The sequence below is a fragment of the Microbacterium lacticum genome (genome assembly GCF_006716815.1).
Lineage (GTDB): Bacteria > Actinomycetota > Actinomycetes > Actinomycetales > Microbacteriaceae > Microbacterium > Microbacterium lacticum.
On the sequence record NZ_VFPS01000002.1, the window covers coordinates 233,347 to 250,267 of the forward strand.

The following is a 16,921-nucleotide window of genomic DNA, read 5'->3' on the forward strand; positions in this document are numbered from 1 at the left end:
TCGATGTTTTCATCTGTTGCTGGGCATGCCAGAAAACCGCGGAAAATCAACGATTTGCGGCAATCGCCAACAGGTCGAAAACCGTCTGCGTGGGTTCGAGCCCCACGGGGCCCACCCTGCGACGACTCATCCGGTGGCGCGATTCCAAGGTCAGGCGTACGCCCCGGCGAGGCGGCTGAACACCTGCCCGACGAGCGCGACGGACCACGCGATGGCGACCCCGTAGCCGACGACGGTGACGGCGATCCACACCCAGAGGGGCGGCCAGCCGCCCGACACCGTGCGACGGCGCAGCACGACGGCGCGGCCGATCATGTAGACCGCCGCTCCCCCGCCCAGCAGCGAGAAGAACGACCATGCCCAGTGGAACGGCGCCGGCACGCCCCGGCGGCGAAGCTCCCGCCAGTCGAGCCAGCTGAACACGATCCCCGCGCCCATCGCCGCCCAGCTGAGCAGCGAGACGCCGAGGGTCCGCAGCTGCCACTGCTCCATGTCGGCGACCGCGCCACGTGACTCGATGCGCAGCATGGCATCCAGGTATCCGTTCCAATCGATCAGGAAGAGCGTCGCGAACGGCAGCACGGTGGCGACGATCGTGAGCCAGATCCAGACCGTGTTCGTGTCGACCTGCACCTTCGAGGGCATGCCCGTCGCGGCATACGCCGCGGACGGCGCGGCGGCGTACGGCTGCGCAGCGTAGGCGGGAGCAGCGTAGGCGGGAGCAGCGTAAGACGGCGCGGACGGCGCCGCCGGGGCGAGCGCCACGGGGGCATCCCGCTCATACGCCGTCCACTGCGCCCCGTCCCACCAGCGCTCGCGCGACGCGCCGCTCGGGTCGGGATACCAGCCCGCCACCACGCTCACGCGGAGACCGCCAGCTCGGCGCCCGCGTGGGCGAGCTCGGCGAGCGCCGCCTCGGACGGCTCGGGCGCGACGCCGGCGACGAGGTCGGTGAGCACCCGCACATGGATGCCGTGGGCGATGGCGTCGAGCGCCGACGCCCGCACGCAGTGATCGGTCGCGATGCCGGTCACATCGGCCTCGGTGACGCCGTGCTCCGCCAGGATCTCGGCGGCGGTCCGGCCGTCGTCTGCCGTGCCCTCGAACAGCGAGTAGGCGGGCGCGCCCTGCCCCTTGCGCACGTGGTGGGTGACGGCGCCGGCCTGCAGCAGCGGGTCGTACGCGGCGCCCGGGGTGCCTGCGACGCAGTGCACCGGCCACGTGTCGACGAAGTCGGGCTCGCCGCCGAGGGCGATGTGCCCGCCGTTGTCGGAGTCGGGGTCGTGCCAGTCGCGCGACGCGACGATCACGTCGTAGTCGCCCGCGTGCGCGGCGAGGTAGGCGGAGACGCCCGCCGCGACCGCATCGCCGCCGGCGACGGCGAGCGCGCCGCCCTCGGTGAAATCGTTCTGGACGTCGACGATGAGCAGTGCTCTGGTCATGATCCGAGGGTATCGGCGTCGCGCTCCGCCCGGACCACCGGGAGGCGGTACTCCTCACGGACGAGCAGTTCGAGCTGACGCACCGTGAACGCCGACTCGGCCACGAGGCGCCACCGGCTCACCGGTGCAGCACCCCGCGCCGGACCGTACGGCGGCAGCACGAACGGCCGCAGCTGCCGGTCCCAGGTGAACGCGGTGTCGACGCGCAACACCGTCCGCCATCCGTCGTCCGTCCCCGCTTCCAGGCGGAAGCGGTGGCGACCCGCCGCGTCGACCGTCACCGTGAGGATCTCCGGCGAGCCGTCGACACCGGTGACCGCCACCCACTCCCCCGGTTTCAGGGCCACGCCGGGCGACGCCGCGTCGTCGTCGACGGCGTCGGCGGGTGATCCTGTGGCGCCGGTGGATGCCTGCACCTCGGCATCCGTCGTCAGGTCGCGCAGCACCGTCGGCAGCCGTCCGTGCGGGGTCAGCGACGGCGGCTCGTCGGCGGGCGCACTCCCCCACGGCTCGGGCTCGTCGGACAGCTCGATGTCGAGGGTCGCGCCGCGCGCGATGCGCTCGTGCGGCAGGAACGCGCTCGCCCAGGGCTGTCCATCGAGGAGCACCGACCGCACGAAGCGCCGGCTCCGGCTCGCTCCGGGCGCGCGGATGACGAGCCACGCATCGTCGCCGAGACGGACGCGGGCCTCGGGCACCGCGGGCGCGACGATGACGTAGCCCGCGGTCGCGGGCACGAGCGGGTAGAGGCCGAGCGCGGCGAACACCCACCACGCCGCCATCTCGCCGTTGTCCTCGTCGCCGGGCCAGCCCTGGCCGATCTCACCGCCGGTGAACATGCGCTCCACGGCGGTGCGCACGGCGTGCTGCGCGAGGTCGGGGCGGCCGGCGAACAGCGCCATGAACGGGATGTGGTGGGCCGGCTGGTTCGAGGGCGCCCACTGCCCGGCGCGCAGATTGCGGGCCTCGACCATCTCGTGGATGACGATCGGGTACGATCCGCGGATGCGGTCGTCGCCCCGCTCGGGCACCGCGAAGAACTGCTCGAGCCGCCGGGCGAGGGCCTCGCGTCCGCCGTGCAGCGCGGCGAGCCCGGCCCCGTCGTGCGGCACCGAGAAGGCCGTGCCCCAGCCGTTCGTCTCGGTGTAGTCGAACCCCCAGACGGTGGGGTCGTACGCCTCGGCATCCATCCGGAACCGCCCGCGCACGTCGCGGCCGAGGAAGAACCCCGTGCGCGGGTCGAACACGTGCGCGTAGGAGCCCGCGCGCGCCGTGAAGTACGCGGCCGCCGCCACGAGCTCGCCCCGCCGCTCGTGCGCGGCGGGAACGCGGTCGAGGAGGGCGCGCGCCAGACGCGCCACGGCGAGGTCGTTGATCGACCCGTCGAGGGTCCAGGTGAGTCCCTCGTGGGTGTCGTTGTCGACCCATCCGCGGTAGGCGGAGGTCGCGAGCCCCTTGCGGCCCAGGCGCGGGTCGGTGGAGGGCACGCTCGCGTTGCGCAGCGCCGCGTCGAACGCGTTCCAGAGGTCGACCGGCACCCCCGCGTCGACCGCCTGCGCGGTGACGGTGTCGAGCGAGGTGCCCGTCATCGAATCGACCGGGCCGGGCGAGGACCACCGGCTCGTCCATCCGGACGCGCGATAGTGCTCGATGAACCCGTCGAGCAGCCGCCCCGCGCGTTCCGGGTCGAGCAGCGCGTAGAGCGGCCACGCGGTGCGGTAGGTGTCCCAGAACCCGTGATTGACGCTCAGCTCGCCCGGCAGCACGCGGGCGCCGGTGCGGTCGGCACTCGACCCGTCGACGGGATGGAACGGGCTCGCATAGCGCGGATCGGGGTCCTCGGCCGTGCCGAGGTTCTCGTGCGCGCGGGCGGGGAAGAGCCCCACCCGGTAGAGCGCCGTCGCCATCATGGCGCGCTGCTCGACCGCGGCAGCGGATGTCCCGTCACCGGCCGTCTCCCCGTCGCCGCTCGGCAGCCCGATGCGGCCGATCCAGGCATCCCACGCATGCCCGGCGCGTTCGCGCACCTCGTCGAACGGCGCATCCGCCCCGTCCAGCGCGAGGTTCCGCTCGGCCTGCGCGGTGCCGATGAAGCTCGTCGCGAGGCGCACGGTGACCGTGGCCGAGGCATCCAGCGCCACCCGCACCCACGCGCGCGGCGACTCCCCGGGCGTCCGCAGGCCCGTGCGCACGCGGTCGGCCGCGACGATCGGCCGGTCGAGCTGCGCGTGCAGGTACGCGCGCGGGGAGGCGGCGCGGTCGCGCTGGGCCTCCGTGCCGTCGTCGGTGTACGCGCGCAAGGCGTCGCCCGGCACACCCGTCTCGCCGGGCAGACTCACCGCGCCGTGCCCGTCGATCTGGTCGAACACGAGCACGCCCTCGGCCGTGCCCGGCGGGAAGCCGACGCGCACGAGCACGGTGTGGTCGGTGGCCGTCATCTCGACGTGGATGCCGCCGTCGAGCGTCACCCGGTAGTCGTGCGGACGGGCGATCTCGTCGTCGTGCGAGAAGCCGAGCGCCCGCGCCCCGGGCGAGGTGGGTACCGGTTCTCCCGGCGGAGGCGGCAGCACCGGCATGACCTGGAACGCGCCGCGCTCCCCCATCCACGGGCTCGGCAGGTGCGACGTCGCGAACGCCTGCAGCACCGACCTGTTGTCGGAGGTGTTGTCGGCGTGCCACGTGTACGGCCAGCGGGCGGAGTCGGCGCGGGTGACCGGGATGCCTCCGACGAAGCCGCCCGGCACCGCCACGGTCGGCGCGGTGTTGCCGCGCGAGAGGGCGGGTGTCGACATCGTGCCCTGCCGGGTGCGCGCCCGGTCGGCGGGGCGCTCCGGCTCGGGTGCGACCGGCCCGATCGAGATCGTGTCGAGCCAGCCGACGAGCGTCCGCCGCCCGGCGCCAGGCGCGCGCGTCTCCACGACGCGCAGCCGCACGCCCGCCACGACGCGGCCGGCGACCGCGTCGAGGGCGACGCGAACGAGATTCCACTGGTCGGGGTGGAGCGCGGCGCCCTCGTGCTGGGCGCGCGGATCGAGCGCGACCCCGTACTGGTCGCGCACCCCGTACGCGCTGAGGAGCGAGCCGTCGTCGAGGACGAGGTCGAGCGCCACGGCGTCGGCGGCGAACCCGTCGCGCACGTCACCGGTCGCACTCCACTCCGGCAGCACGGCGTAGCGCAGCTCGTCACCCGGCACGATGCGCCGCTCCCGCAGCTCGGCGCCGAGATCGGGCGTGACCGCCACACGGCCACCGGTGAACGTGTAGCGGATCGCCGCCCTCGAGGTGAACCCGGCGCCGGGCCGCGAGGTCACGGCGTGCGCCGCGGACGGACCGGTGTCGTACCGGCGGCCGCCGAACCACTCGGCGATCCGCCGGGCGAGCCGCCAGACCCACCCGCCCACGCGCTCCGCCGCTCGGATCATCGCCCTCCGCTGTCACCGCCGTCTCGCCGCCACAGCTTCGAGGGCCACCAGATGACGCGTCCCAGATCGTACGCCGCCGCGGGCACGAGCAGCGAGCGCACGACGAACGTGTCGAGCAGCACGCCGAACGCGACGATGAACGCGAGCTGCGCGAGGAAGAGGATCGGGATGACGCCGAGCGCCGCGAACGTCGCCGCCAGCACGAGCCCCGCCGAGGTGATCACCCCGCCCGTCGCGACGAGCCCCCGCAGGATGCCGGGGCGCGTGCCGTGGCGCAGCGACTCCTCGCGCACCCTCGACATCAGGAAGATGTTGTAGTCGACGCCGAGCGCCACGAGGAACACGAAGCCGTACAGCGGCACCGCGGGGTCGGCCCCCGGGAAGTGGAACACGTGGTTGAACACGAGCGCGCTCACCCCGAGCACCCCCCCGAACGAGACGATGACACTCAGGATGAGGAGGATCGGCGCCACCACGGCTCGCAGCAGCAGCATCAGGATCACGAGGATCACGAGGAGGATCACCGGGATGATGACGGTGCGGTCGCGGATCGAGGTGTCGTTCGTGTCGAGGTCGATCGCCGTCGGTCCCCCGACGAGCACGGTGCCCTCGCCGAGCCGGTCGGCGAACGCCCCGCGGAGCTCTCGCACCGTGTCCTCCGCGGCGAGCGAGTCGGCCTCGTCGCCGAGCGTCGCGATGAGCAGCACGTCGCCGTCGGCGACCGTCGGCGCGGGCTGGGCGGCCGCCGGCGCCCCGGCCGCGGCCGGCGGGCCCGCGGTCGTGTAGACGACGTCGCCGCCGGAGAGCTCCACCTGCACCTGTCCCGACGGGGAGTCCTGCGACGCCGCGGCAACCGAGTCGACGCCGTCGCTGTCGCCGAGCACCTCGAGCGCGGTCGCCACGTCGCCCTCCGGCACGATGACGTAGGCGGGGCTCCCCGACCCGGCGGCGAAGTGCGCGGCGAGCACGTCCTGTCCGTCGCGCGCCTCCGAAGCCCCGAGCACGAGGTCGCTCTGCGGCACGCCGTCGGCCTTCAGCTGCAGCACACCCGCCGACGCTGCGAGCAGGACCACCGTCGTCACGATCCAGACGAGACGCGCGTGCCGGGCGATGAGGCGCGCGAGGCGCTCCCAGAAGCCGTGCACCGGGGCATCCGGGTTCGTGACGAGCGCTTCGACGTCGGCGCCCGCATCGGGCGCGGTGCCGGTCTTGGGCAGGAACGGCCAGAACGCCGCCCGGCCGACGAGCGCGAGCAGGGCGGGGAGGAAGGTCAGCGCCGAGAGCACCGCGAAGACGATGCCGATCGAGGCGATCAGTCCGAGCGCGCGGTTGGTCGCGAGGTCGCTCAGCAGCAGGCACAGGAGGCCCGCGATCACGGTGCCGCCCGAGGCGAGGATGGGCTCGAACGCGCCGCGCCAGGCGGCCGTCGTGGCATCCCATCGCCGCCTGCCCTGCGCGATCGCCTCGCGGAAGCGGGCGACGTACAGCAGCGCGTAGTCGGTCGCGGCGCCGATCACGAGGATGAAGAGGATGCCCTGCACCTGGCCGTTCAGGACGAATACGCCCGCCTTCGCCAGCCACCACACCGTCAGGAGCGCGACGCACAGCGCGAACGTCGAAGTGAGCAGCACGAGGATCGGGAGGAGCGGCGATCGGTAGACGATCACGAGGATGATGAAGACGGCGCCGAGCGCGACGCCGAGGAGCAGTCCGTCGATGCCGAGGAAGCCCTGCACGAGGTCGGCGGTGAAGCCGGCGGGGCCGGTGACCCAGGCATCCAACCCGCTCGGCAGGTCGTCTGCGATCGCCGCGCGCACCGCCTCGACCGTCTCGCCGACGTCGCCCGAGGTGTCGATCGGCACGAACAGCTGCACCGCCTCGCCGTCGTCGGACGGGATGCCGGGCGACACGTCGCCCACGCCGTCGACCTCGCCGATCGCGGCGGCGAGGTCGCCGATGCTCGCGAGCTGCTCCGGGGACAGCGCCCCGTCGCCGGTGACGACGACCACGGCGGGGATCGTGTCGCCGCCGGTGAAGTCGGCGAGCCGCTCCTGCACCTGGGTGGCCTCGGCCGAGGAGGGCAGGAAGCTCGACTGGTCGTTGGTGGAGACCTCGTCGATCTTGCCGAAGTAGGGTCCGCCGATCGACCCGCCGACGAGCCAGATCAGCACGAGGAGCACCGGGATGCCGATTCGCAGCGACCGGGTCGGGGGCGCCGAACGGTCGCTCAAGGCGGTACGGCGCGAGTCGGATAGGAGAGTCATATCGCTAGCTTATCTAGCAATATCGTCCGCTGTCACCCGCGGAGGAAGAAGACCACCCAGCCGGAGACCAGACACAGCACCCCGAGTGCGAACAGTCCCGCCGCGGCGAGGGTGACCGCGCGCAGCCCCGGCGGACGGCGCTGCAGCCGCATGCGGCCGGTCCACCCGTGCCGGTACCAGATGTCGGCCTGCTCACGCCCGGCGAGCGCGGATGCCTCGGCCGGCCCGGCGACCGCGCTGTTCGCGTCGCCGTCGGCGTCGAACCACCGGACGACCGTCACCTCGCCCGTGGGGCCCCGTTCGGTGTCGACGATCGCCTCGGCGGGCAGCCATGTGCCGTCAGCCGCCCAGAGGATCGCCATGACGACGGCGAGCACCGCCGAGCCGCCGAAGCCGACCCACGTGAACACCTCGAGGAGCACGTCGGTGACGTCGGACGAAATGGCGGACATGGCGGCGTCAGTCTATCGACGCGCGGCAGGTCTGCCGATCGTGGAGCACGCGGGGGGACGCGGAGGTGTGGAGCCGCCCAAGGGAATCGAACCCTTGACCTTTTCATTACGAGTGAAATGCTCTGCCGACTGAGCTAGGGCGGCGCGGACGACGGGCGTCCGACGTGTGCCGGCGTGGGCGCCGTACACGAAGAACGATCTTACAGGCTCCGCGGGCCACTCGCGAACCACGCCCCGCACCTCCGCGACGGAGCTCCCCCCGGGCCGCTCGGTGACCCCGTGTTACGGGCGATTGGCCCGCGCCCGGGCACGTCCGTAGCGTCGAAGAGGCACCGCGATGAGGCTGGCGCGGCACCCGGACGACCGATCCGCGCTGCGCGGTGCCCCGACCCACAAGGAGCACCACCATGAGCACGAAGAAGTCCCTGGCCGCGATCGCGCTGGCCCTCCCCCTCGCACTCCTCCTCGGCGCCTGCGCCGGCGGATCGTCCGACACCGCTGCTTCGGGCGACGCCTCGGGATCGTCCGAGACCGTGAAGATCGGCGTCGTCGGCGCCGGCGAACCGTACTGGGAGACCTACAAGGAGGCCGCGGCCGCCGAGGGCATCGACGTCGAGATCGTGAACTTCGACTCGTACGACCAGCCGAACCCGGCCCTGTCGGCGGGCGAGCTCGACCTCAACCAGTTCCAGCACATCATCTACCTCGCCACCTACAACGTCGCCGCGTCCGACGACCTCGTGCCGATCGGCGCGACGGCGATCTACCCGCTGGGTCTGTACTCGACCAAGTACGGAAAGGTCGGCGACATCCCCGCCGGCGAGACCATCGCGGTGCCCAACGACGAGTCGAACCAGGCACGCGCGTTGCTCGTGCTGCAGTCCGCCGGCCTCATCGAGCTGAAGGACGGCGGGTCGGTGTTCTCCACCGTCGCCGACATCGAGTCGGGCTCGAAGGTCAAGGTCGAAGCGGTCGCCGCCGACTTCACCGCCTCGTCGCTGCCCGACTTCGCCGGAGCCGTCGTCAACAACGACTTCGTCTCGAAGGCGGGTCTCACCAAGGACCAGCTGCTCGCGCAGGACGACCCGTCCGACGAGTCGGCGTTCCCCTACATCAACATCTTCGCCGCGAAGGCCGCCGACGCCGAGAACCCGACGTACCTCAAGCTCGTGAAGATCTACCAGGACACCCCGTCGGTGCAGGACGGCGTGCTCGAGGCATCCGGCGGCACCGGTGTGCTCGTGAAGACCCCGGTCTCCGACCTCGTCGCCTCGCTCAAGAAGACCGAGGACGAGATCCGCGCCCAGCAGTGACCTGAACGTGTGCGGCCGGCTCCCTCGGGGGCGGGCCGCACACGCGCATCACCGCCCCGCCTCACCCTTCGACCCGGAATGACCCCATGACCCTCATCCGCCTCTCCGGCGTGACGAAGACCTTCCCCCCGCAGACGCGCGGCGCCGAGCCCGTCGTCGCGGTCGACGACGTCAGCCTCGCCGTCGCCGCCGGCGAGATCTGCGGCATCATCGGCTACTCGGGCGCCGGAAAGTCGACCGTGCTGCGCCTCGTCAACGCGCTCGAGACCCCCTCGAGCGGCACCGTCGAGATCGACGGCGTCGACATCACCGGCCTCGGCGAGCGGGAGCTCCGCCGCCTGCGCGGCGACATCGGCATGATCTTCCAGCAGTTCAACCTCTTCGACTCGCGCACGGTCGCCGGGAACATCGCCTACCCCCTCGAGGTCGCCGGGCGCCCGCGCGCCGAGATCCGCGCCCGCGTCGACGAGCTGCTCGAGTTCGTCGGCCTCGCCGCCAAGGCGCGCAACTACCCCGAGCAGCTCTCCGGCGGGCAGAAGCAGCGCGTCGGCATCGCCCGCGCCCTCGCCACGAACCCGCGCATCCTCCTCGCCGACGAGGCGACGAGCGCCCTCGACCCCGACACGACGCAGGAGGTGCTCGCGCTCCTCCGCCGCGTGAACGCCGAGCTCGGCGTCACGATCGTCGTCATCACTCACGAGATGGACGTCATCCGCACCCTCGCCGACCGCGTCGTCGTCATGGAGCACGGCCGCATCATCGAGGAGGGACCCGTCTTCGACATCCTCTCCGCGCCGCGCCACCCCGCCACCGCGCGGTTCGTGGCGAGCATCATCGAGGACGTGCCCTCCGGCGACGACCTCGCCGCGCTCCGCGCCCGGCACCCCGGTCGCATCCTCACCCTCGACGTCCGCGAGGGCGCGGCGGCGCAGAGCGACGTGTTCGCCGCGCTCGGCGCGCACGGTGTGCGGTTCGAGGTGGTCCACGGCGGCATCAACGACATCGGCGGCCGCGTGTTCGGCCACCTCACCCTCGCCGTCGACGGCGAGCCGGCCGCCGTCGACCGGGCGATCGCCGCCGCATCGGCGTTCGCGACCCTCATCGAGGAGGATGCCCGTGGATAGGCTCATCGAACTGCTGCCGCAGCTGTGGGATGCCACGCTGGAGACCCTGTTCGTGGCCACCGCCGCGCTCATCTTCGGCGGCCTCGCGGGCCTCGTGCTGGGCCTGGCGCTCTACGCGACGCGCGCCGGCAGCATCTTCCCGAACCGGGTCGTGTTCGGCACTCTGAACGTCATCGTGAACACGTTCCGCCCGATCCCGTTCATCATCCTCCTGCTCGCACTGCAGCCCATCGCCCGCGGCATCGGACTCCCCGGGATCGGCGTGCCGTTCGCGATCTTCGCGATCACGATCGCGTCGCTGTTCGCGATCAGCCGCATCGTGGAGCAGAACCTGCTGACCGTGCGTCCGGGCGTCATCGAGGCGGCCCGGGCAGCGGGTGCGAGCCGGTCGCGCATCCTCTTCCTGCTCGTCCCGCGCGAATCTCTCGGTCCGCTCGTACTCGGCTACACCTTCGTCGTCGTCGCGCTCGTCGACATGACCGCCATCGCCGGGGCCGTCGCCGCCGGCGGCCTCGGCGAGTTCGCGATCAACTACGGCTCGAAGCAGTTCAACCCGTGGGTGACGTGGACGGCGGTGCTCGTCATCGTCGCGATCGTGCAGACCGTGCAGTTCATCGGCAACGCCCTCGCGCGGCGCGTGCTGCGCCGCTGACGGCGAGGACGCCTCGGACGCCGTGGACGCCTCGGACGGGCCTCAGCAGCTGAGGCCGTCCTGCGGCACCGTGCCGTCGACGAGGTAGTCCTCGACGGCGCGGTCGACGCACGTGTTGCCCTTGTTGTAGCCGGTGTGGCCCTCGCCCTCGCGGGTGACGAGCACGCCCGAGCTCAGCTGCTCGGCGAGCGAGACCGACCACGCGTACGGCGTCGCCGGGTCGTTCGTGGTGCCGACCACGACGATGGGCGCGGCGCCGTCGGCGGCGATGCGCTCGCGCACCCCGGTCGGCGGGTACGGCCACACCTCGCACACGTCGACGCCCTGCCAGTACGGCGCGATGGTCGGCGCCTTCTGAGCGATCAGCGCATTGGCGGCGTCCTGATCGGCCTGCGAGGTGTCGAGCGGGTAGTCCATGCAGTTATACGCGCGGAACGCCTCGGTCGAGTTGTCCTGGTAGGTGCCGTCGGAGTTGCGTCCGTTGTAGAAGTCGGCGAGCAGCAGCGCCGTCGTCGGGTCGCCCTGCAGCGCCTGGCTGAGCGCCTGGGTCAGGTACGGCCACGAGTCCTCCGCGTAGAGCGCGGCGATGATCCCGGTCATGAGGGTGTCGGCGCCGAGCATCCGGCCGTCGTCGGCGGGCAACGGCTGCGCGTCGACGCTCGCGAGGAGGGTGCCGAGGTCGGCCATCGCCTGATCGACGGTGCCGGTGAACGGGCAGCCGCGCCCGTCGAGGCAGTCGGCCATGTACGCGCGCAGCGCCGACTCGAAGCCGATCGCCTGCGTGGTGCCGACGTCGAGGCCCGACGCCGAGGGGTCGATCGCCCCGTCGAGCACCAGGCGGCCCACGCGCTCGGGGAAGAGCTTCGCGTACGTCGCGCCGAGAAACGTGCCGTAGGAATAGCCGAGGTAGTTCAAGGTCTTGTCGCCGAGCACGGCGCGAAGCAGATCCATGTCGCGAGCGGCGTTGTCAGTCGTGACGAACGGCAGGATGCCCGCGGAGTTCGCCTCGCAGGCCTCGACGAACTCGGTGTTGCGCTGCGTCAGCTCGTCGGTCCAGCCCTGGCTGCCCCGCGGATCGGCGGGGATGTCGTAGAGCATGTGGTCCATGCCCGCCGCGTCGAGGCAGGCCACCGCCGTCGAGCGGCCCACTCCGCGCGGGTCGAACCCGATCACGTCGTACGCGTCGAGGACGGGCTCGCTGACGGCGAAGCTCGCCGAGTCGGCGACGAGGTCGTAGCCGCTCGCGCCGGGGCCGCCGGGGTTGGTCAGCAGCGATCCGAGCGCGTCGCCGCTCGTCGCGGCGCGTCGGATCACGGCGAGCTCGATCGTGCCGGATGCCGGGTCGGACCAGTCGAGCGGCGCCGCGACGTCGGTGCAGTCGTACGAGCCCGCGTCCGAGCCGGAGCAGGGGGTCCACGAAAGCGTCTGACCGTAGAACTCCTCGAAGCCGGCGGGTGCGCCGTCGAGGTCCGGCTCGCGACTGGGTGCCGGCGTCGCCGACGTCTCGGGCGGGATGGCCGCGTACAGGCAGCCCGACAGCGTCAGCGAGGCGACGGCGAGGGCGGCGACGACGGTGAGGGCGCGTCGAAGGGTGTTCACGGAGTCCTTCCGCTCGCGACCGTCACGAGCATGCTCTCCAGAGCCAGCGCCGGTGCGGCGTTGCCCTGGAGGTTCGTGCGGGTCGCCGAGATCTGATCGAGCACGGTCAGGGTGCGCTGCGGCGTCCAGACCGCGGCGAGTGCCCCGATCTGATCGCCCAGCTCACGGTTGATGAGGTCGTCGCCGCGCCCGAACTGCACCATGAGCACGTCGCGGAACATCGATTCGAGGTCGGTGAGCACGCGGTCGATGCCGTCGCGCAGGCTGCGGGTGGCGCGGCGCTTCTGCTCGTCCTCGAGCGCGCTGAGCTGCCCGCGCACCGCCGGAGGCACCGCAGCGCCCGGGGCGACGCCGAGGGTGCGCAGAAGCGAGGCCCGCTCGGCCTCGTCGCGCTCGGCCGTGAGTGCCTTGGCATCCTCGGTCGCGAGCTGCACGATGCGCGCGGCGGTCTCGACGGCGGTGCCGACACCGCGCACGGCGAGCACCGCGCGCAGCGTCTCGTCGCGTCGCGCGCGGGCTCCTTCGTCGGTCGCGAGCCGCACCGCCATGCCGATGTGGCGCTGGGCGAGCCGTGCCGACTGCTCGGCGAGCGCGGCATCCACTCCGGTGCGCGCCACGATCAGTCGTGCGACGTCGGCGACGTCGGGCTCGTGCAGGCGCAGCGTGCGCACGCGAGAGCGGATGGTGGGCAGCAGGTCGGCCTCGCTCGGCGCGCACAGCACCCAGACGGTGCGCTCCGGCGGCTCTTCGAGGGCTTTCAGCAGCACGTTCGAGGTGCGCTCCACCATCCGGTCGGCGTCTTCCACGACCATCACCCGGTAGCGTCCGAGCGACGGTGAGAAGTACGAGCGCTCGACGAGGGCACGCGCGTCTTTGATCGAGATGATGACGCCCTCGGTGCGGAGCGTCGTGAGATCGGGGTGGGTGCCCGCGAGCACCTGGCGCATCGCCGCCTCGTCACCCGGTTCGGCGATCAGCGCGGCGGCGAAGGCGGCGGCGAGGGTCGAACGCCCCGACCCGGCGGGCCCCGTGATCAGCCAGGCGTGGGCGAGCTGGGCGGGATCGGATGCCGCCGCCTGCAGCTGCCCGAGCGCGTCGTCCTGCCCCCAGACCTCTCCCCACGGGAGGGCGGCGGGGGTGGCGGCGATCATGCGCCCCAGCCTACGGGGTGGGTGCGACGCGCGAGCGGATGTCGGCGGCCAGCTCGCCTGGGGGGCGACTCGCGTCGAGCACCACGAAGCGCGCGGGCTCGGCCGCGGCGAGGGCGAGAAAGGCGGCGCGCACGCGCGCGTGGAACTCGCTCTTCTCCGCCTCGAGCCGGTCGAACGGCTTCTCGTCGGCGTCGAGGCGCGCCCGTGCGGACGACGGGTCGAGGTCGAGCAGCACGGTGAGGTCGGGCAGCGCCCCCTCCGTCGCCCACAGCGAGAGGTCGCGGATCTCCGTGGCATCCAGTACTCGACCCGCCCCCTGGTAAGCGACCGACGAGTCGAGGTAGCGGTCCTGGATGACGACGTCGCCGCGGGCGAGCGCGGGGCGGACGACGGTGGCGACGTGGTGGGCCCGATCGGCGGCGTAGAGCAGCGCCTCGGCGCGCGGGGCGATGTCGCCGCGGTGGTGCAGCACGATGTCGCGGACGAGCACCCCCACCTCGGTGCCGCCGGGCTCGCGCGTGCGCACGACGGTGCGCCCCTGCCCGCGCAGCCACTCCTCGAGGAGCGCCGCCTGCGTCGTCTTGCCGACGCCGTCACCGCCCTCGAAGGTGACCCAGAGCCCGCGACCGGGCTCCGGATCCGGAGTCGTCATCACTTCTTCTTGGCGGCGGGCTTGCGCGTCGTCGCGGCGCGCCGGGTCGTCCGCTTGGGCGCGGGACCCTTCGCGCGCTTGTCGGCGAGCATCTGCACCGCGATCTCGTACGTGATGTCGTCGGGCGTCTGGCCCTTCGGGATCGTGACGTTGGTGGTGCCGTCGGTGACGTAGGCGCCGAAGCGGCCGTCCTTGATGCGGATCGGCTTCTCGCTCACCGGGTCGGCCTCGAATTCCTTGAGCGAGGTCGCGGCGCGGTTGGCGTACTTCGGCTGCGCGTAGATCTCGAGAGCCTGCTCGAGGGTGATGTCGAAGATCTGGTCCTCGCTCTGCAGCGAGCGCGAGTCGGTGCCCTTCTTCAGATACGGGCCGTAGGGGCCGTTCTGCGCGGTGATGGGCGTCTCGGTCTCGGGGTCGAGGCCGACGGTGCGCGGCAGCGCGAAGAGCTTGAGCGCCGTCTCGAGGTCGATCGTGTCGGGCGACATGCTCTTGAAGATCGACGCACGGCGGGGCTTGGGCGCCTCGACCTTCTTCGTCCGCTTCTTGGGCGCGTCCGGGTCGACGACCGGCTCGGGCACGGGCGGCAGCACCTCTTCGAGGTACGGTCCGAAACGGCCGTCCTTGACGATGATGTCGCGCCCGGTCTCGGGGTTCTGGCCGAGCACCCGGTCGCCGGCGACCGGGGCGTCGATGAGCTCGCGGGCCTTGGCGGGCGTGAGTTCGTCGGGAGCGAGGTCGCCCGGGATGTTGACGATGCGCGAGGTGCCGTCTTCGTTCGGCACGTCGAGGTACGGGCCGTAGCGGCCGAAGCGCAGCGTCGCGACGTCGCCGATGCGGGTCGCGTTGATCTCGCGCGCGTCGATCTCGCCGAGGTTGTCGAGGATGTTCCGCAGCCCCACGTGCTGGTCGGAGCCGAAGTAGAACTCCTTCAGCCACTCGACGCGCTGCTGCTCGCCCCGCGCGATCGCGTCGAGGTCGTCTTCGAGCGCGGCGGTGAAGTCGTAGTCGACGAGCTCGGTGAAGTACTGCTCGAGCAGACGCACGATGCTGAAGGCGAGCCACGACGGCACGAGGGCCTGCCCGCGCTTGGTGACGTACTCGCGCCCCAGGATGACATCGATGATCGAGGCGAACGTCGACGGGCGGCCGATGCCCTTCTCCTCGAGCGCCTTGACGAGGGATGCCTCGGTGTAGCGCGGCTTCGGGCTCGTGGCGTGCCCCTTCGGCTCGACCTCGTGCAGGGTCAGCACGTCGCCGACGGCGAGCTGCGGCAGCGACTGGTCGTCGGCCTTGTCGGCGTCGCCGCGCTTCTCGTCCCGGCCCTCTTCGTACGCCTCGAGGAAGCCCTTGAACGTGTAGACCGTGCCCGAGGCGGTGAACGACGCCGTCTTCCAGGCGAGGTCGCCCGCGCCCGACGTGTCGGCTTCGAGGGTCACCGTGGTGGTCTCGTACTTGGCATCCGACATCTGCGAGGCGACCGTGCGCTTCCAGATGAGGTCGTACAGGCGGCGCTCGTCGCGGTCGAGCGCCGAGCCGACCTCGGCGGGGGTGCGGAAGGTCTCGCCGGAGGGCCGGATCGCCTCGTGCGCCTCCTGCGCGTTCTTGCTCTTGTTCGCGTAGCTGCGCGGGTTCGGCGGCACCGCCCGGTCGCCGTACAGCGCGACGGCCTGCGCACGCGCCGCGGCGATCGCCTGCGTCGACAGCGCGGTCGAGTCGGTGCGCATATAGGTGATGTAGCCCTTTTCGTAGAGCCGCTGCGCGACGCCCATGGCGTGCTTCGCGCTCATCGAGAGCTTGCGCCCGGCCTCCTGCTGCATCGTCGAGGTCGTGAACGGGGGCTTGGGGCTGCGGGTGCCGGGCTTGGCTTCGACCGAGACGACGACGACGTCGCCGGATGCCTCGAGCGCGGCGGCGAGCGCGCGAGCCTGCGGCTCGGTGAGGACGACGACGGCCTTCTTCAGCTGGCCGGCGTCGTCGAAGTCGGTGCCGCGGGCGAGGGGGGCACCGTCCAGGCGTGCGAGGCGCGTGGCGAACCCGTCGGCGACGCGCTCGGCGGGAGCGGCGACGGCCTCGACGTCCCAGTAGTCGGCGGAGACGAAGGCGATGCGCTCGCGCTCCCGATCGACGACGAGACGCGTCGCGGCCGACTGCACGCGGCCGGCCGACGTGCCCTGCCCGACCTTGCGACGGGTGACGTCGGAGACGTCCCACCCGTAGAGGCGGTCGAGGATGCGGCGGGTCTCCTGCGCGTCGACCAGCGCGAGGTCGAGCTCGCGCGTGTTGCCGACGGCCGCGCGGATGGCATCCTTCGTGATCTCGTGGAACACCATGCGCTTGACGGGCACCTTCGGCTGCAGCGCCTGCAGCAGATGCCACGCGATGGCCTCTCCCTCGCGGTCCTCATCGGTGGCGAGCAGGAGCTGGTCGGCGGACTTCAGCGCGCGCTTGAGTTCGGCGACGGTCTTCTTGCCACGCTCGCTCTCCACATAAAGAGGGGTGAACCCGTTCTCGATGTCGATGGAGTACTTGCCGACCGAGGTCTTCTTCAGCTCGGCCGGGATGTCCTTCTTGTCGGCGAGGTCGCGGATGTGACCCACCGAGCTGAGCACCTCGTATCCGTCGCCCAGGTATCCCTGGATCGACCGCATCTTGGTCGGCGACTCGACGATGACGAGCGTCTTCCCCGACCCCGCGGTGGATGCCTTGGTCGACGGCTTCGCCGCGGCCTTCGTCGTCGCCGATGCCGATGCCTTCGTCGATGCTCCTGTGCTCTGAGCCACGTGGCGTCCTTTCTCCGATGCACACCATACACACGTGCCGCACATGAAGTGGCTGTGAGCGGCCGGAGCT

At 72.0% G+C, this 16,921-nt stretch carries 12 protein-coding genes and 1 tRNA gene; 3 read left to right on the forward strand and 10 right to left on the reverse strand.

The window, feature by feature from the left end; genetic code table 11:
- Positions 1–150: 150 nt before the first annotated feature.
- The 6 genes from FHX68_RS06855 to FHX68_RS06880 all read right to left on the reverse strand — a co-directional run bounded on the left by FHX68_RS06855 (position 151) and on the right by FHX68_RS06880 (position 7,724).
- The gene (locus FHX68_RS06855; protein ID WP_141380105.1) at positions 151–864 is read right to left on the reverse strand and encodes a DUF2510 domain-containing protein; all 714 of its coding nucleotides are present in this window, start codon (positions 862–864) and stop codon (positions 151–153) included.
- Entirely contained in the window at positions 861–1,442 is a 582-nt protein-coding gene (locus FHX68_RS06860; protein WP_141380106.1) for an isochorismatase family protein, read from the reverse strand. Before FHX68_RS06860 ends, FHX68_RS06855 begins: the two co-directional genes overlap by 4 nt.
- Positions 1,439–4,864 (reverse strand): GH92 family glycosyl hydrolase, encoded by a 3,426-nt coding sequence (locus FHX68_RS06865; protein WP_141380107.1) that lies wholly within the window; start codon positions 4,862–4,864, stop codon positions 1,439–1,441. Before FHX68_RS06865 ends, FHX68_RS06860 begins: the two co-directional genes overlap by 4 nt.
- Positions 4,861–7,128, reverse strand: a complete 2,268-nt coding sequence (locus FHX68_RS06870) for an MMPL family transporter (protein ID WP_141380108.1) — start codon at positions 7,126–7,128, stop codon at positions 4,861–4,863. Before FHX68_RS06870 ends, FHX68_RS06865 begins: the two co-directional genes overlap by 4 nt.
- 32 nt (positions 7,129–7,160) lie before the next feature.
- Positions 7,161–7,580, reverse strand: coding sequence for a hypothetical protein (locus FHX68_RS06875; RefSeq protein WP_141380109.1), 420 nt, complete (start codon positions 7,578–7,580; stop codon positions 7,161–7,163).
- A 68-nt stretch (positions 7,581–7,648) separates the two neighbouring features.
- Positions 7,649–7,724: transfer RNA gene (locus FHX68_RS06880), tRNA-Thr, on the reverse strand.
- A 263-nt stretch (positions 7,725–7,987) separates the two neighbouring features.
- On the opposite strand from FHX68_RS06880, the gene FHX68_RS06885 reads away from it, so the two are divergent.
- The 3 genes from FHX68_RS06885 to FHX68_RS06895 all read left to right on the forward strand — a co-directional run bounded on the left by FHX68_RS06885 (position 7,988) and on the right by FHX68_RS06895 (position 10,669).
- Positions 7,988–8,893 (forward strand): MetQ/NlpA family ABC transporter substrate-binding protein, encoded by a 906-nt coding sequence (locus tag FHX68_RS06885; RefSeq protein WP_141380110.1) that lies wholly within the window; start codon positions 7,988–7,990, stop codon positions 8,891–8,893.
- An 86-nt stretch (positions 8,894–8,979) separates the two neighbouring features.
- Positions 8,980–10,017 (forward strand): methionine ABC transporter ATP-binding protein, encoded by a 1,038-nt coding sequence (locus FHX68_RS06890; protein WP_141380111.1) that lies wholly within the window; start codon positions 8,980–8,982, stop codon positions 10,015–10,017.
- Entirely contained in the window at positions 10,010–10,669 is a 660-nt protein-coding gene (locus FHX68_RS06895) for an ABC transporter permease subunit (protein ID WP_141380112.1), read from the forward strand. Before FHX68_RS06890 ends, FHX68_RS06895 begins: the two co-directional genes overlap by 8 nt.
- A gap of 42 nt (positions 10,670–10,711) precedes the next feature.
- Here the strand turns inward: FHX68_RS06895 and FHX68_RS06900 are convergent, their stop codons facing one another.
- From FHX68_RS06900 to topA, 4 genes are read right to left on the reverse strand one after another with little or no spacing between them, the layout of a single operon-like run.
- On the reverse strand, positions 10,712–12,268 hold the full coding sequence (locus FHX68_RS06900) for an alpha/beta hydrolase (RefSeq protein ID WP_141380113.1): 1,557 nt from the start codon (positions 12,266–12,268) through the stop codon (positions 10,712–10,714).
- Entirely contained in the window at positions 12,265–13,419 is a 1,155-nt protein-coding gene (locus FHX68_RS06905) for a DNA polymerase III subunit delta' (RefSeq protein ID WP_141380114.1), read from the reverse strand. Before FHX68_RS06905 ends, FHX68_RS06900 begins: the two co-directional genes overlap by 4 nt.
- Positions 13,420–13,429: 10 nt before the next feature.
- Complete coding sequence (gene tmk, locus FHX68_RS06910) at positions 13,430–14,071, reverse strand: dTMP kinase (protein WP_141380115.1); 642 nt, start codon at positions 14,069–14,071, stop codon at positions 13,430–13,432.
- Positions 14,071–16,740 carry a type I DNA topoisomerase gene (gene topA, locus FHX68_RS06915; protein WP_255314014.1) on the reverse strand — a complete coding sequence of 890 codons (2,670 nt, stop codon included), beginning with the start codon at positions 16,738–16,740 and terminating at the stop codon, positions 14,071–14,073. Before topA ends, tmk begins: the two co-directional genes overlap by 1 nt.
- Between the last annotated feature and the right edge of the window lie 181 nt (positions 16,741–16,921).

Coding starts and splice junctions, on each gene's coding strand:
- FHX68_RS06865 (WP_141380107.1), bottom strand. CDS start 4,864: ATGATCCGAGCGGCGGAGCGCGTGGGCGGGTGGGTCTGGCGGCTCGCC.
- FHX68_RS06885 (WP_141380110.1), top strand. CDS start 7,988: ATGAGCACGAAGAAGTCCCTGGCCGCGATCGCGCTGGCCCTCCCCCTC.
- FHX68_RS06875 (WP_141380109.1), bottom strand. CDS start 7,580: ATGTCCGCCATTTCGTCCGACGTCACCGACGTGCTCCTCGAGGTGTTC.
- FHX68_RS06890 (WP_141380111.1), top strand. CDS start 8,980: ATGACCCTCATCCGCCTCTCCGGCGTGACGAAGACCTTCCCCCCGCAG.
- FHX68_RS06870 (WP_141380108.1), bottom strand. CDS start 7,128: ATGACTCTCCTATCCGACTCGCGCCGTACCGCCTTGAGCGACCGTTCG.
- tmk (WP_141380115.1), bottom strand. CDS start 14,071: ATGACGACTCCGGATCCGGAGCCCGGTCGCGGGCTCTGGGTCACCTTC.
- FHX68_RS06860 (WP_141380106.1), bottom strand. CDS start 1,442: ATGACCAGAGCACTGCTCATCGTCGACGTCCAGAACGATTTCACCGAG.
- FHX68_RS06905 (WP_141380114.1), bottom strand. CDS start 13,419: ATGATCGCCGCCACCCCCGCCGCCCTCCCGTGGGGAGAGGTCTGGGGG.